Below are 15,681 nucleotides of genomic sequence, written 5' to 3' on the forward strand. Positions count from 1 at the left end.
CTGAGCGCCGGGCACGGGCCGCGCGCGCACGCGCTGCCGATCGACGGGCTCGCCGCCGAGCTGCCCCGCGCGGACATCGTCGTCTCCTGTACGGGCGCCACCGGTCTCGTCCTCACCGACGCCGCCGTACGCGAGGCGTTGCAGCGCCGGGACGCCGAGCGCTCAGCCGGAGGGACCGGACCCGACGGGTCCGCCCGTACCGGCGACGGCGGCGACGCCGTGGCGCTGCTCGACCTGGCCATGCCCCGTGACATCGACGCGGCCGTGCACGGCACCGACGGGGCCCGGCTCGTGGACATCGAGTCGCTCGCCGACGTCGCCGCCGACGCTCCCCTCGCCGCGGACGTCGACGCCGTACGGGGCATCGTCGGCGAGGAGGTCTCCGCCTTCGGCGCCGCGCAGCGCGCCGCGACGATCACACCGACCGTCGTCGCCCTGCGCACGATGGCCGCCGACGTGGTGGCCTCCGAGATGGCACGCCTCGAGGGACGGCTCCAGGGCCTGGACGACAAACAACGCGCGGAGATCACACAGACCGTGCGCCGCGTCGTCGACAAGCTGCTGCACGCGCCGACGGTACGGGTGAAGGAGCTGGCCGGCGAGCCCGGCGGCGCCGGATACGCCGACGCGCTGCGCGAGCTGTTCGACCTCGACCCGCAGACGGTCGCCGCCGTCAGCAGTCCCGTACCCGCCGGCGTCCCGGAGCCCGCGGAGTCCCCGGAGCGCCGCGGCGGTGGCCGGGGCCGCCGGGCCGAGCAGACCGACGAAGCAGGCGTCCCCGGCCGGAGCGCGGCCGGACGCGACGAGGTGAGCACATGAGCAACAGCCCAGCGAACGCCCTCCGGTTGGGCACCCGGCGCAGCAAGCTCGCCATGGCCCAGTCCGGGCTCGTGGCCGAGCAGGTGCGCCGTGTGACCGGACGGCCGGTGGAGCTGGTCGAGATCACGACGTACGGCGACACCAGCAGGGAGCACCTCGCGCAGATCGGCGGCACCGGCGTCTTCGTCACCGCGCTCCGCGACGCGCTCTACGGCGGCCGCATCGACTTCGCCGTCCACTCGCTGAAGGACCTGCCGACCGCGCAGCCGGACGGGCTGACGCTCGCGGCGGTGCCCCGGCGCGCGGACCCCCGCGACGTGCTCATCGCCCGCGACGGCCTCCGTTTCGAGGAGCTGGCCGCGAGCGCGCGCACCACGGGCCGTCCCGCCCGCGTCGGTACGGGCTCGCCGCGCCGCATGTCGCAGCTCGCCGCGTGGGCGCGGGGCCTGTCCGCCGAGATCGAGACGGTGCCGATCCGCGGGAATATCGACACGCGCATCGGGTATGTGCGCTCAGGCGAACTCGACGCCGTGGTGCTCGCAGCAGCCGGGATGGAACGGACCGGCCGCCTCCACGAAGTCACCGAACTGCTCAGCCCTGACGTCGTGCTGCCCGCCCCCGGCCAGGGGGCACTCGCCGTCGAGTGCGCGTCGGCCGACGTACACCTGGCCGCCCAGCTCGCCGAGCTCGACGACCCGCACACGCGGGCCGCCGTGACCGCCGAGCGAACCCTGCTCGCCGCCCTGGAGGCCGGCTGCAGCGCCCCCGTGGGAGCGCTCGCCGATCTGCTGGGCGACGGGCGGATTGCCACCGAAATGCGCCTGCGCGGCGTCGTCGGAACGATCGACGGCGAGACGTTGGTGCAGCTGTCCACCACCGGTCCCGTACCGGCGTCCGCGGAGGGCGCGGCGACCCCGGAGCACATGGGTCGTGAGCTCGCCGACGAGATGCTCGCCAAGGGCGCGGCCGGTCTGATGGGGGAGCGAGCACTTTGAGCCCCACCACTGCCCACAACTCGACAACCCGGCACCTCTACGGTGCACACGGCCACGTCACCTTCCTCGGTGCCGGGCCGGGAGACCCGGGTCTCCTGACGCTGCGCGCCGTCGAGGCGCTGGCCCAGGCCGACGTGCTCGTGGCCGATCCGCAGGTGTACGACGTCGTACGCGGCCACACACGGGCAGGGGTGGACACGCCGCTTCGAGTGGAGGACGGGCCCTCACCGGGCGTCAAGGCTGACGGTGCGTCAGCCGCCGTGAGCGGTGCAGCAGATCTTGCCATGGCCGCCGCGCGCTCCGGCAAGCGGGTCGTACGGGCGGTCGCGGGCGATCCCGGCCTCGACGCGGACGCCGCGCGCGAGATGCTCGCGTGCGCCGGCGAGGGCATCCCCTTCGAGGTGGTGCCCGGTATCGCGACGGCCGTGGGCGTGCCCGCGTACGCCGGTATCCCGCTGCGGGACGCGGAGGGCACCGACGTCCGCTTCATCGACGCCGGCACCGCCGACGACAGATGCTGGACGGAGGTCGGCGCGAGCGACGCGACGGTCGTCGTCACCACGGAGCTGCACTCGGTGGTCTCCGTCGCGGGCGAACTCGTCGCGGGCGGCCGCAAGCCCGAGACGCCGCTGACGGTCACCGCCGCGGGCACCACCACGCGGCAGCGCACCTGGAGCGCGACGCTCGGCACGATCGGCCAGATCCTCAAGTCCTCGAAGGCGCTGCCCTCTTCGGACGGCGCACAGCCCGTGATAGCCGTGGTCGGCGAGCGCAGCGGCGCCGCCGAGCGGCAGCGCCTCGCGTGGTTCGAGTCCAAGCCGCTCTTCGGCTGGCAGGTGCTGGTGCCGCGGACGAAGGAGCAGGCGGAGTCGCTCTCCGACCAGTTGCGCAGCTACGGCGCGGTGCCGGCCGAGGTGCCCACCATCGCCGTCGAACCGCCGCGTACGCCGCAGCAGATGGAGCGTGCGGTCAAGGGCCTGGTCACCGGGCGGTACGAGTGGATCGCGTTCACGTCGGTCAACGCCGTGAAGGCGGTGCGCGAGAAGTTCGAGGAGTACGGGCTGGACGCGCGGGCGTTCGCCGGGATCAAGGTCGCCGCGGTCGGCGAGCAGACCGCGAAGGCGCTCGTCGAGTTCGGCGTGAAGCCGGATCTGGTGCCCAGCGGCGAGCAGTCCGCGGCCGGGCTGCTGGAGGACTGGCCGCCCTACGACCCGGTCTTCGACCCGATCGACCGCGTCTTCCTGCCGCGTGCCGACATCGCCACCGAGACGCTCGTGGCGGGCCTCATCGAGCTGGGCTGGGAGGTCGACGACGTCACCGCGTACCGCACGGTGCGCGCCTCGCCGCCGCCCGCCGAGACGCGGGAGGCGATCAAGGGCGGCGGCTTCGACGCGGTGCTCTTCACCTCCTCGTCCACGGTGCGCAATCTCGTCGGCATCGCCGGCAAGCCGCACAACGTCACCGTCATCGCGTGTATCGGCCCCGCCACGGCCAAGACGGCGGAGGAGCACGGGCTGCGGGTGGACGTCATGTCGCCGGAGCCGTCGGTGCACAAACTGGCCGAGGCGCTGGCGGACTTCGGGGCGGCCCGCCGCGCGGAGGCCGTCGCCGCCGGTGACGTGGTCAAGCGGCCGAGCGAGAAGCGCCCGGCCAGGAGGAGGGCACGGTCGTCGTGAGCGCAGCAGCAGGACTCCCGGGCGGTACGGGCGGCGTGGCGGGCGGATTCCCCGCCGTACGGCCGCGCCGGCTGCGCACGACCCCGGCGATGCGCCGTATGGTCGCCGAACACCGGCTGCACCCGGCCGAGTTGATCCTTCCGGTCTTCGTACGGGACGGGATCAGCGAGCCGGTGCCCGTCTCGTCCATGCCGGGCGTCGTGCAGCACACCCGGGAGACGCTGAAGAAGGCGGCGGCCGAGGCCGTACGGGCGGGCGTCGGCGGCATCATGCTCTTCGGCGTGCCGAAGGACTCGGACAAGGACGCGGTGGGCACCGCCGGCACCGACCCGCAGGGCATCCTCCAGGTCGCGCTGCGGGACGTACGGGCCGAGGTCGGCGACGACATCGTGATCATGTCGGACCTGTGCCTGGACGAGACCACCGACCACGGGCACTGCGGCGTACTGGACGCGCAGGGCCGCGTCGACAACGACGCGACGCTGGAGCGCTACGCCGAGATGGCTTGCGTACAGGCCGAGGCGGGCGCCCACATGCTGGGCCCCAGCGGCATGATGGACGGCCAGGTCGGTCATGTGCGCCGTGCGCTCGACGCGGCCGGGCACCAGGACGTCTCGCTCTTCGCCTACACCGCCAAGTACGCCTCGGCCTTCTACGGTCCCTTCCGCGAGGCGGTCGGCTCGTCGCTGAAGGGCGACCGCAACACCTACCAGCAGAACGCGGCCAACTCCCGTGAGGCGCTGCGGGAGTTGTCCCTGGACGTCGCCGAGGGCGCGGACGTGGTGATGGTCAAGCCGGGGCTGCCGTATCTGGACGTGCTGCGCGACTTCGCGGAGCAGTCCACGGTCCCCGTCGGCGTCTACCAGATCTCCGGCGAGTACGCGATGGTCGAGGCCGCCGCGCAGAACGGCTGGCTCGACCGCGACCGGGCGATCATGGAGACCCTGACGAGCTTCAAGCGCGCGGGCGCGAACATGATCCTCACGTACTGGGCGACGGAGGTCGCCGCGCGGCTGTGACACGGGCGGGGGCCGTGACCGCCGAACGCGGCCTCGGCCCCTGGCCGTTGACGCCTGACGTTCCGGGCCGGGCCGGGCCGGGGCCGTGACCGTCGTCGTCAGGGCTTGCGGCCGATGCCCGCGTAGAAGAAGGCGTCCTCGTCGGTGATGCCGGAGTCCTCGTCGGGCCGCCAGCGGTGGGTCGTGGTGAGGCCGGGCTCGATCAGCTCGGTGCCCTCGAAGAAGCGCAGCACCTCGGACTTGGGACGTATCTGGGCCGGGGTGCCGCTCTGCCGGTAGACCTCGACGGCCTTCTGCGCGGCCGGGTTGAAGTCCGGGGTGGCGTGCGAGAGCACGAGGAAGCTGCCCGGGGCGAGGCGTTCGACCATCGCCCGTACGATCTCCTGCGGTTTGTGCTCGTCCGGCAGGAAGTGGGTGACGGCGAGCATCGACAGCGCCAACGGCTGTTCCAGGTCGATGACTTCGCGCAGCCCGGGGGCGTCGAGCACGGAGTCCTGCCGCAGATCCGCGTGCACGTAGGCGGTACGGCCCTCGGGGGTGCCGCGCATCAGCGCGTCCGTGTACTCCAGCACCGTCGGGTCGTTGTCCGCGTAGACGACGCGGGACTCGGGGGCGACCGCCTGGGCGACCTGGTGCAGATTGGGCTCGGTGGGGATGCCCGTGCCGATGTCGACGAACTGCCGCACGCCGTACTCGGAGGCGAGGGTGCGGGTGGCGCGGTGCATGAAGTCCCGGTTGGCGCGGGCGCCGAGCACGATGAAGGGGAAGACCTCCTTCACCTTCTCCGCGGCCTCCTCGTCGACCGGATACCAGTCCTTGCCGCCGAGGTAGTAGTCGTACATTCGGGCCGAGTGGGCCTTGCTGGTGTCGATCGGGGCGGGCTGACGTGCGCCGGAACCGGTCATCGTCGTGCTTCCTTCTGCCGCTGCGCGGGCGGGGTGCGGTGGCGGGGCGCGGCCGCACGCGCACGTCCGGTGCCCGTCGTGCGGGACGTCAACAGCCCTGTTGTGCAGCCGAGTTGAGGCACGAAGCTATCAGAGCGGTGGTTGCACATTGAAGGGTCGTCGACGTCCCGCTCGCGGGCGGGCGTCAGAAGACGCCCTGGCCGGGGGCGAGGATCCCCGCGGGGTCGTAGCGGCGCCTGGCCTCCGCCAGCCGCGGCCAGGCCGCGCCGAAGTGGTCGCGCCAGTCGGAGCGGTGGAAGGGGATGGAGCCCACCGGGTACTGCTTGCCGCCGGCGTCCCGCACCGTCTCGTACGCGCTGCGGTTCGCCGCGAGCAGGCGGTCCACCGTGGCCGGGTCGTCGGGCGGGGCGGTGCGCAGCACGGCGAGCAGATACGGCGCCGGGTCGTCCGGCATCCGCAGCAGGGGCGCGCGCAGCAGTTCACGCCGCAGCGGGTAGAGCAGCACGACGCCGCTCGTCCCGACGTCCTCCGGCGTGAGGCCGTCCAGGATGCCGGAGGCCAGGGACTCCACGGAGGCCGACGGCAGCAGCAGATTGAGCCAGGGGTGCGGGTCGTCCCACAGGCCCTGTTCCTTCTGCTCGGCGACGGAGGGCGCGAGCCGGTCCAGGAACGTGTAGTAGTCGAGGGTCTCGGCGCTCGCCCCCGCGCTCTCGTGGCGCAGCCCGGCCAGCAGCTTCGCGTCGTCCGGCTCGGGGCCCGCGGGCGGCCCGTATGCGACGGCCTCCAGCACCGGGGCGGCGAACGAGCCGGAGTCGTCGGGCAGGACGAGCCCCTCGACGTAGTCGAAGCGGCGCTCCTTCGTCAGCCGCCGCTGGTCCTCCAGATAGACCCCGAGGTCGCGGTACGGAAGCTGGAAGTGCCGCACGGTCTCGGGGGCCTTGACGAGGCGGAGCGTCGCGCCGACGACGACGGCGCACTGGCCGAGCCCGGCCCGTACGGCGTCGAAGAGGTCCGCATGCCGCGTGGGCGAGCAGCGGACCGACTCGCCCGCGCCGGTGACCACATGCAGCTCGGTCACGGTGTCGGCCTGGGCGCCGTGCCGGTGCGTCTGGCCGCCGAGCCCGCCGACGGACAGCGTGCCGCCGACGGAGAGTTCGAGGTAGTCGGTGAAGACCGGCGGCGTCAGGCCCTGCCGCAGCGTGGACTTGGCGACCTCGCTCCAGCGGGCGCCCGCGCCCACGGTCACCGTGCCGCCGCGGACCAGTCCGATGTGGTTCAGCGGCGACGTCGCGATCACCAGACCGCCCTCGGTCTGCGCCTGCCCGTACGTCATGTGGCCCTGGCCGCGCGGCGCCACGGGGATGCCGTGCTTGCGGCAGAAGCGGACCATCACGACGACGTCGTCGACGGATCCGGGCCGCAGAACGGCGGCGGGCCGCCGGTGGACGATGTGCCCGAAGTCCTCGGCCGCGGCGTCCCGTGCGGCGTCGTCGGTGACCAACTCCCCGTCCAGCGGCGGCACATGCTCGAAGCCGCCGCCGGGTGCGCCGCGCCGTGCGGTGCGTTCGGTGGCCCAGGCGCGCGCCGAGGGGTCGAATCCGACGACTGCGGCAGCCGTGGCCACGCCGAACAGGGCGGCGGTCCGTCTGGTGGGCTCCGATCGTTGCGAGCTCATGCGTCCTCCTGAAGCGGTGTCAGCGGGGGTGTCCCCGGCGGTGGATGCTACGCGCGTCAGGGAACGCCGTGCCGTACGCCCGGCCGTGGAACGGGAGTTCGCCGGTCGTCGCCGCTCCCGGCGGGGGTCTCGTACGGAGCGGGGGAGCCGGGCAGGGCGCAAGTCGGCCTTCGGCGAGGGTAGTTGGGGCGCCGCCGCCTCCGGCTAGCCCCGCGCCGCCGTCGTACCGCCCGCCGTGGGACCGAACTGCGGCAGGACGAGGGCCGAATGGGCCGGTCTGCCCTCCTCGTGGGGCAGGGCTTCCAGACCGCGCAGCATGGCGTTGCGCTCCTCCAGGGCCCGGGCGGTGGTCGGGAAGAGGGCGGCGTCGCCCTCGCCGACCTGATCCTGGTTCAGGGTGACGAACTCACGCGTGTCCTGCTCGTAGGCGGCGAAGCCCGCGGCGTGGTCCCGGCCGGCCAGGGAGCCCGCGAGCATGTACGCGCCGACGAGCGCGAGGCTGGTGCCCTGTCCGGTGAGGAACGAGGGCGCGTAGGCGGCGTCGCCCACCAGCGCGACCCTGCCGTCGGACCAGCGGGGCATACGGATCTGGCTGACCGCGTCGAAGTACAGATCGTCCGCCTCGTGCAGGGCGGCGAGCATGCCCGGTACCTCCCACCCCGCGTCGGCGAACACCGCGGCGACCAGGTCCCGTTGGGCCTCCGGATCCCGGAACGCGCCGTACGGCGGCTCGGCGTGGGCGAAGTTCAGGAAGGCGTGCACTTCGTCCTCGTCCCCCACGGAGTAGAGCGCCGCGGCCCTGCCCGGCGCGTTCCACAGCACGGTCTCCCGGAGGAGCCCGAAGGTGTTGCGCATGGTGAACCCGGCGAAGCAGTAGCCGAGATACCGGTGGAACCGCTCCTCGGGGCCGAACACGAGCTCGCGCGTACGGGAGTGCAGACCGTCCGCGCCGATCACGATGTCGAACGTACGCCTGCCGCCTCCGCGGAAGACGACGTCGACCCCGTGGCCGGACTGACGCAGGGCCTCGATCGAGTCGTCGAAGAGGAACTCCACGTCGTCACGCGCCGCCGAGTGCAGTGCGCGGGTCAGATCTCCGCGCCGCACCTCCAGGTCCCGTCCGTCCGCGCTGCCGGTGACGGCGTGCGGGGCGATCGAGGCCACCTCGCCGCCGTCCTGGTCGAGGAAGGTCATCCGGCGCAGGTCGATGTGCGCGTCCCGCAGCCGCGGCAGGATCCCCATCCTCCGTACGACGTCGAGCGCGGTGCCGCGTACGTCGATCGGATAGCCGCCGTCGCGACGTGCGTCCGCCTTCTCGACGAGCGTCACCGCGAAGCCGTGGCGGCTCAGCCAGTACGCGAGGGCGGGGCCGGCGATGCCGCCGCCGGAGATCAGAACCGTGCGGCTCCGCGCGGTGCGGGCGTTCCTCGACCGGGCAGTGTGGGTCATTCCTCGATCCCCTTGTTCAGGCTGCGGGCGATCGGCAGCGAGAGGGCCGTGACGGCGGCGGCCATGACGAAGCCGGTGACGAAGGCGGACTCGGCCGGGACGTGGGAACCGTGCGGGGTCCCGGCGGTGAGGATCGCGCCGCTGACCTGGGCGCCCACGGCGTAGCCGAGCACGCGCGTCACCAGGATCAGACCGGTGGCGATGCCGGTGTCGCTCCGGTCGACGGAGGTGGCGGCGGCGGTCACCATCGCCGTGACGCACAGGCCGTTGGCGAGTGCGATCACGGCCTTGCCGACGACGAGGTGCCAGATCTCGGTGTGCAGGGCTGCCAGAGCGGCCAGGGCGGCGGCCATGAGGACGGTCCCGGTGACGATCACGGGACGTACGCCGAAGCGCCGCGCCCCGAGCCCGCCGACCGGCCCGGCCAGCGACGCGGCCACGGCGCCGGGCAGCAGGAAGAAGCCGATCTCGGTGGCGCCGGCCCCGAAACCGTAGGCGTCGGCGGACACCGCGAAGAGCTGCGGTACGAGATAGACCGCGACCGAGGTGCCGACGCACACCACGAACGTCAGCACACACGACCGCCACACCGCGGGCCGTGCCAGCATGCGCAGATCGACCGTCGGGGAGACCGCACGGCGTTCGACGGCGGTCCATGCGGTCACGAAGGCGGCCAGCACCACGAGGAGGCCGCCGAGTACGAGCGGCCGCGAGGCGGTCTCGGGCGCCGTCGCGAGCGTGAGCATGAGCGTGACCAGCGTTCCGCTCAGCAGGACCAGGCCGGGCCAGTCGATTCCCGTACCGTCCGGCCGGCGCGGCGGATCCTGCGGCATCAGCCGGTGCACGAGCACCGTGGACCCCGCGACCGCGATCGTCGGCAGCGCGAACATCCAGTGCCGGGACAGCCCTTCGGCCACCGGCCCGGCCGACAGCGTCCCCGCCATCCCGCCCCCGACGAACAGTCCGCTGACCACGCCGATGGCCACCTTCGACTCTCCCGCCGGCAGATGGTCGCGGACGAGGACGAACGACAGGGGCAGCGCGCCCACCATCGCTCCCTGGAGTACCTGACCGGTCAGCAGCACCGGCAGGTTCGGCGCCAGGGCGGAGACCAGACCGCCGGCGCAGACCACCGCCATCAGCCGGATCAGTACGCGCTTCCCGCCGCAGCGGTCGCCGAGCTTCCCCGCGACGGGGGTGACGAGTGCGCCGGTGATCAGCAGCACGACGCTGAGTAACGCCCCTTCGGAGGGAGACATCTCCAACTCGCGCTGCAACAGCGGAAGCGTCGGCGTCACCACCGATTCCAGGGCACCGGTCGACACGGCCAGCAGGCCGAGGGCCGCGACGGGGGCCTTCCCGATGCGGAGCGGTGGAGTGGCCAGGGCTGTGGTCATGGGGTCCTCTCCCGTCGTCGCCGGGCGGTGAAGGGGCGGCCGTACGCGGTGCGTTGCCGCCTTGCCGGCCCGGTGCGGACACACGGCGGCCCGTCACGCGGCGCGCGGTGTGCATCGGTGCGTGGTGATCGGTGGTCGGGTCCGAGGTCTGCGGCGGGCCCAACTCCCGTGAGCTGCGCCCGAGTCGGCGCATGCGTGGCCCCGCCGGGCGGAGCGGATGCAGAAAGACGGCACCCGGAACGCCCGTTGCCATGACACTACACCGTGCAGTGTAGAACCGTTAAGGTGTGCCCATGCCGACCACGAAGCCGACCACGAAGACGCTGCGCGAGGGGTCCGCGCGGAAGCGGGCCGCCATCCTCTCGGCGGCCCGGGAACTGTTTCTCGCCGACGGCTTCGACCGCTCCAGCGTCGACGCGGTCGCCGCACGGGCCGAGGTGTCCAAGCGGACGGTCTACGACTACTTCGGCGACAAGCAGACGCTGCTGCGGGCAGTCGTCGACGCCGTCGGCGAATCGATGATCGCCACGGTCCGGCGCACCCTGGACGACACCCTCACGGGCGTCGCGGAGGCCGACGAACTCGACGACGCACTGGTCACGTTCGCGATGCGCATCGCCACCGACATGCTCGGCTCGGCGGAGTACGCGACGCTGCAACGGCTGGTCCGTACGGAATCCGGCAACTTGCCGCACCGGGGCTACAACTCCATGGCGAACACCCCCGACGAGGCACTCGCCGAGCAGTTCGCCGCCTTCGGCGAGGCCGGGCTGCTCGACGTCCCCGACTCCCGGCTCGCGGCGGACCAGTTCATCGCGCTGACCTTCGGCGTCGCGCTGGACAGGCTCGGGTCCGCGAACGCCGTGGAGGACGCCCGCGTCCGGCCGCTCGTCGTCGAGGGAGTGCGGACCTTCCTCCGGGCGTACCGCAGCGGGTAGTGCGGGTACAGCGGGCGCGGTACGGGCGAACGGCGCACGCCGCGCTCGGCGTTCCGCGCGGTACGCCCGAACTCCGCGCCCCGCGCGGCCTGTTGACGATCGGCGCCTCGCGCGCCCTGCGCGACCCTGAACACCCGCGCGGAGCACGGGTGTTCAGAGTGCGTTCAGAGCCGCTCGGGTGTGCGGATGCCCAGCAGCGCCATGCCCTGGCGCAGCGTGCGGGCCGTCAGGTCGCAGAGGAAGAGGCGGTTCTGGACGAGCTGCGGCGTCTCGGCCTTCAGCACGGGGCAGTTCTCGTAGAACGGGCTGTAGAGCGTGGCCAGTTCGTAGAGGTACGCCGCGAGCTTGTGCGGCTCGTAGCTCTCGGCGACGGACGCGAGGGTGTCGCCGAACTCGTCCAGGTGCAGCGCGAGCGCCCGCTCCTGCGGCTCCAGCTTCAGCGTCGGATGCACCCGCGGCTCCTCGCCGCCCGCCTTGCGGAAGATGGACTGGATCCGCGCGTAGGCGTACTGGAGGTAGACGCTGGTGTCGCCCTGGAGGGAGACCATCCGGTCGAGGTCGAAGACGTAGTCGCGGGTCATGGAGTTGGACAGGTCCGCGTACTTGACCGCGCCGATGCCGACCTGGGCGGCCCGCTCCTGGATCTCCTCCTCGGTGAGGTCCTGGGCCTTCTCCCGTACGACGACGGCGGCGCGCTGCGTCGCCTCCTCCAGCAGGTCCACCAGCCGCACCGAACCGCCCGCACGCGTCTTGAACGGCTTGCCGTCCTTGCCGAGGACGGTGCCGAACGCGAGCTGGCGCGCGGCCTCTTCGGGCAGCCAGCCCGCACGCCGCGCGGTCTCGAAGACCATGCGGAAGTGGAGCGCCTGGCGGGCGTCGACCACGTACAGGATCGTGTCGGCGTGCAGCCGCCCGACGCGGTCCCGGATGGCGGCGAGGTCCGTGGCGGCGTAGCCGAAGCCGCCGTTGGACTTCTGCACGATCAGCGGGGTGGGTGTGCCGTCGGGGCCCTTGACGTCGTCGAAGAAGACGCACAGGGCGCCCTCGGAGCGCACGGCCACGCCGGAGGACTCCAAGTCCTTGACCACGGCCTGGAGATCGTCGTTGTAGGCGCTCTCGCCGACGATGTCCTCGTCGCGGATCTCGACGTCGAGCACCTCGTAGACGCCCTGGAAGTAGGTCTTCGACTCGTCGACGATCTTGTGCCAGAGCGCGAGGGACTCCTCGTCGCCGGACTGGAGCGCGACGACCCGGTCCCGGGCGCGTGCCTTGAACTCCTCGTCCGCCTCGAAGAGCGAATAGGCCGACTTGTAGAGCCTGTTGAGACGGGCCATGGCGGCCTCGCCCTCGTCCCTGGCGTCCGCGGCGTCCGACTCGTGGTCCAACTCGTGCGGGTGCTCGACCAGATACTGGATGAGCATGCCGAACTGGGTGCCCCAGTCGCCGATGTGGTGGCGCCGGATCACCGTCTCGCCGCGGTGTTCGAGGATCTGCGTGATCGCGTCGCCGATGACCGTGGAGCGCAGATGCCCGACGTGCATCTCCTTCGCGACGTTCGGCTGCGAGTAGTCGATCACCGTCGTGCCGGGGTGCTCCGCGTACGCGACGCCCAGCCGCTCGTCGTCGGAGCGGGCCGCGAGCCCGCGCAGCACGGCCGCGTCGGAGACGGTGATGTTGAGGAAGCCGGGCCCGGAGACCTCGACGGCCTCGATCTCCTCGTTGGGCGGCAGGCTCTCCACGACCCGGCCGGCCAGCTCCCGCGGGTTCCCCTTGAGGCGCTTGGCGAGCGCGAGCATGCCGTTGGCCTGGAAGTCCGCGCGGTCGCTGCGTCGCAGCATCGGATCCAGCCACGAGGCGGGGGTGTCCTCCGGCAGGGCAGCCGAGAGGGCCTCCGCGAGGCGCTGGTGGAGCGTAGCGGCGAGCGAGGGGACCGAGGCCATGGATACGAGCCGTTCCGTAGCTGGGAGGCGGGTTGGCCGCCCAGTATCCCACGGGAAAACCAGGTGCGGCGCAGTGGGAGAATGGGCCGCGCAGGCCGAGAGCACACCCGACGAGAGAGCTGAGAGAAGGAAGTGCCGGACGTGGAGCGGACCACCCACGAGGCCGACTGGGTCTCCCGTATCGCCGACGACGTCATCGCCGAGGCGGAGCGTCGCGCGCCCGGGAAACCAGTGGTCTGCGCCTCCGGCCTCTCGCCCTCCGGGCCGATCCACCTGGGCAATCTGCGCGAGGTGATGGTGCCGCACATGGTCGCGGACGAGATCAAGCGCCGCGGTGCGGCCTGCGAGCACATCATCTCCTGGGACGACTTCGACCGGTTCCGCAAGGTCCCGGCCGGGGTCGACGGCGTGGACCCGTCCTGGGACGAGCACATCGGCAAGCCGCTGACCTCCGTGCCCGCGCCGCCCGGCAGCGCGTACGGGAGCTGGGCCGAGCACTTCAAGGCGGCGATGGCGGACTCCCTCGCGGAGCTGGGCGTGGAGTACCGCGGCATCAGCCAGACGGAGATGTACACCTCGGGCGCCTACCGCGAGCAGATCCTCTTCGCGATGCGCGAGCGTGAGCGCATCGACGCCGTCCTCGACCGCTACCGCACGCTGGAGAAGGGCAAGGCGGGCGCGCAGCCCGGCGGCAGGAAGCAGCAGAAGGGCAAGGGCAAGCAGGGCGAGCCGGAGGCCGCCGAGGTCGAGGCCGCGGAGGGCTCCGGGGCGGCGGCCGAGGACGACGGTGCGGGCGCGGCCGGCGGCGCGTACTACCCGTACAAGCCGTACTGCACGGTGTGCGCGCGCGACACCACGACGGTGACGGCGTACGACGACGAGACCACCGAACTCACCTACACCTGCGGCACCTGCGGCCACAGCGAGACGGTGCTGCTACGCGAGTTCGACCACGGCAAGCTGGTGTGGAAGGTCGACTGGCCGATGCGCTGGTCGTACGAGGGCGTCGTCTTCGAGCCCAGCGGCGTGGACCACCAGTCGCCCGGCTCGTCGTTCGTGGTCGGCGGACAGCTCGTCAAGGAGATCTTCGAGGGCGAGCAGCCCATCGGCCCGATGTACGCGTTCGTCGGCATCAGCGGCATGGCCAAGATGTCCTCGTCGAAGGGCGGAGTGCCCACGCCCGCCGACGCGTTGGGGATCATGGAGGCGCCGCTGCTGCGCTGGCTCTACGCGCGCCGCAGGCCCAACCAGTCCTTCAAGGTCGCCTTCGACCAGGAGATCCAGCGCACGTACGACGAGTGGGACGCCCTGGAGCGCAAGCTCGCCGCCGGCGACGCACAGCCCGCGGACGCCGCCGCGCATCTGCGGGCCTCGACGACGGCCGCCGGGCCGCTGCCGACGACGCCGCGTCCGCTGCCGTACCGCACGCTCGCGTCCGTGGTGGACGTGACCGCGGGGAACGACGAGCAGACGCTGCGCATCCTCGGCGAACTGGACCCGGAGCGTCCGGTGCGCTCGCTGGAGGAGGTGCGCCCCCGGCTGGACCGGGCGCAGCGCTGGATCACCACACAGGTCCCGGCGGAGCAGCGCACGCGCGTACGGGACGAACCCGACACCGGGCTTCTGGAGTCGCTGGACGGCGCGCAGCGCGAGTCGCTGCGCCTGCTGCTGGACGGGCTGGAGGACCACTGGTCCCTGGAGGGCCTGACGCAGCTCGTGTACGGGGTGCCGAAGGTGCAGGCCGGGATCGCCCCGGACGCCAAGCCGACGCCCGAACTGAAGGTGGCGCAGCGGGCGTTCTTCGCCCTCGTCTACAAGCTGCTCGTGGGCAGCGACACGGGGCCGAGGCTGCCGACGCTGCTGCTGGCGGTGGGCGCCGAGCGCGTACGGCGGCTGCTGGGCGGCTGAGCGCGGTACGGCCGCCGGGCGCGCCGCCCGGTGGCCGGGCCCGTCAGGCCCGCCACGTCCGCCGGGCCCGCCGGGTCCGTCAGCCCGCGAGGCCCATCTCGGTGTTGTAGCGCTCCCTGAACTCCCGCAGATAGCCCCGCAGATAGGCCTCGCTGAGCAGCGAGCCGTCCGCGTCGGTCACACCGTGGCGCTCGTGCAGATCGCGGGAGAGCTGGCGTGCGTTGGGGAAGCCGCCCTGTGACGCGATGAACTGGCGGTAGGCGGAGAAGTAGAACTCCTCGCGCGGCACTCCGTCCGGGATGCCCACCGGCTGTGCGTCCTCGGAGCCGGAGGGCGCCGGAGGGGCGGGGTCGCGCTCGGTGGCGTACTGGTAGTCGTCCGCGGCGGCGCCGGCGGCCGGTTCGGGCTCCACGAAGAGCTGCTGTTCCTGGGCCCGTTGGGGCGGCAGATAGGCCGGGCCGGTGCCGCCGGGCGCGTTGGAGCTGCCGAGGGCGCGGCGCCGTCCGGGGCCGACCGGGACGGTGACCTGGGGGCCGGAGGGCTGAGTCCCGGCGGCGTAGGTGTACTCGGAGGCGGGCGCCGGCTGCGGCTCCTGCGGCTGCGGTTCCTGCGGAGCCGGGGTGTCCTGCACCGGCGGACGGGGCTGCTGCTGTGCCTGCTCCTCGGCCGCGTACCCCTCGTCCACCGCCGACTGGTCGTACAGGGCCTGCTGTTCGGGCCGCGGGCGCTGCCCGTTCTGCTCCACCGTCGCACCGTCGCGGTATTCCGCGTATGCGGACCGGGACCCGGGCCCGTACCCCTGCCCGTACTCGTCGCCGTAGGCGTGGCCGTCCCGCCGGTCGTGGAACTCCCGCTGGTCCGGCGGCACTCGGCGCTCCGCCGGGGCGCTCCCGGCATCCTCCGCCGTGCCTGCCGCGTCCGCGGTGCCCGTCGTGAGCGCCGCGCGCCGCCGTCCGCCCG

Annotated in this window: 11 protein-coding genes and 1 pseudogene; 6 read left to right on the top strand and 6 right to left on the bottom strand. The window is 72.7% G+C overall.

The genetic code is table 11. The features are described 5' to 3' along the window. The 4 genes from AN218_RS20960 to hemB form a co-directional block, all read left to right on the top strand. On the top strand, positions 1–819 hold an 819-nt coding region (locus AN218_RS20960; RefSeq protein ID WP_476755970.1), incomplete at its 5' end, for a glutamyl-tRNA reductase. Further along, positions 816–1,814 (top strand): hydroxymethylbilane synthase, encoded by a 999-nt coding sequence (gene hemC / locus AN218_RS20965; protein ID WP_070018440.1) that lies wholly within the window; start codon positions 816–818, stop codon positions 1,812–1,814. The genes AN218_RS20960 and hemC, both read left to right, overlap by 4 nt. Next, positions 1,811–3,490, top strand: a complete 1,680-nt coding sequence (locus tag AN218_RS20970; RefSeq protein WP_070018441.1) for a bifunctional uroporphyrinogen-III C-methyltransferase/uroporphyrinogen-III synthase — start codon at positions 1,811–1,813, stop codon at positions 3,488–3,490. Before hemC ends, AN218_RS20970 begins: the two co-directional genes overlap by 4 nt. Continuing rightward, the gene (gene hemB / locus AN218_RS20975; RefSeq protein ID WP_079132407.1) at positions 3,487–4,509 is read left to right on the top strand and encodes a porphobilinogen synthase; all 1,023 of its coding nucleotides are present in this window, start codon (positions 3,487–3,489) and stop codon (positions 4,507–4,509) included. The genes AN218_RS20970 and hemB overlap by 4 nt, the downstream gene beginning before the upstream one ends. Before the next feature lie 98 nt (positions 4,510–4,607). Here hemB and AN218_RS20980 read toward each other — a convergent pair whose 3' ends face one another. The 4 genes from AN218_RS20980 to AN218_RS20995 all read right to left on the bottom strand — a co-directional run bounded on the left by AN218_RS20980 (position 4,608) and on the right by AN218_RS20995 (position 9,935). Further along, positions 4,608–5,414 carry an SAM-dependent methyltransferase gene (locus tag AN218_RS20980; RefSeq protein ID WP_070018442.1) on the bottom strand — a complete coding sequence of 269 codons (807 nt, stop codon included), beginning with the start codon at positions 5,412–5,414 and terminating at the stop codon, positions 4,608–4,610. 184 nt (positions 5,415–5,598) lie between these two features. Next, a complete protein-coding gene (locus AN218_RS20985; protein WP_070018443.1) occupies positions 5,599–7,089 on the bottom strand; it encodes an FAD-binding protein in 1,491 nt (496 codons plus the stop codon). A gap of 204 nt (positions 7,090–7,293) precedes the next feature. Further along, positions 7,294–8,538 carry an FAD-dependent monooxygenase gene (locus tag AN218_RS20990; protein WP_070018444.1) on the bottom strand — a complete coding sequence of 415 codons (1,245 nt, stop codon included), beginning with the start codon at positions 8,536–8,538 and terminating at the stop codon, positions 7,294–7,296. Next, entirely contained in the window at positions 8,535–9,935 is a 1,401-nt protein-coding gene (locus tag AN218_RS20995) for an MFS transporter (protein WP_070018445.1), read from the bottom strand. The genes AN218_RS20990 and AN218_RS20995 overlap by 4 nt, the downstream gene beginning before the upstream one ends. A 293-nt stretch (positions 9,936–10,228) precedes the next feature. Between AN218_RS20995 and AN218_RS21000 the strand changes: the two genes are divergently transcribed. Beyond that, positions 10,229–10,873: a TetR/AcrR family transcriptional regulator gene (locus tag AN218_RS21000; protein WP_070018446.1), complete on the top strand. Its 645-nt coding sequence runs from the start codon at positions 10,229–10,231 to the stop codon at positions 10,871–10,873. A gap of 164 nt (positions 10,874–11,037) precedes the next feature. On the opposite strand, the gene argS is transcribed toward AN218_RS21000, so the two are convergent. Next, entirely contained in the window at positions 11,038–12,813 is a 1,776-nt protein-coding gene (gene argS, locus AN218_RS21005) for an arginine--tRNA ligase (RefSeq protein ID WP_070018447.1), read from the bottom strand. A gap of 141 nt (positions 12,814–12,954) precedes the next feature. Between argS and lysS the strand changes: the two genes are divergently transcribed. Further along, complete coding sequence (gene lysS / locus AN218_RS21010; RefSeq protein WP_070018448.1) at positions 12,955–14,721, top strand: lysine--tRNA ligase; 1,767 nt, start codon at positions 12,955–12,957, stop codon at positions 14,719–14,721. 79 nt (positions 14,722–14,800) lie between these two features. Here lysS and AN218_RS36905 read toward each other — a convergent pair. Beyond that, positions 14,801–15,681 (bottom strand): annotated as a pseudogene (locus AN218_RS36905) (hypothetical protein); the annotation flags it as partial.

Origin of the sequence: Streptomyces nanshensis, assembly GCF_001751255.1 — a bacterium.
Lineage (GTDB): Bacteria > Actinomycetota > Actinomycetes > Streptomycetales > Streptomycetaceae > Streptomyces > Streptomyces nanshensis_A.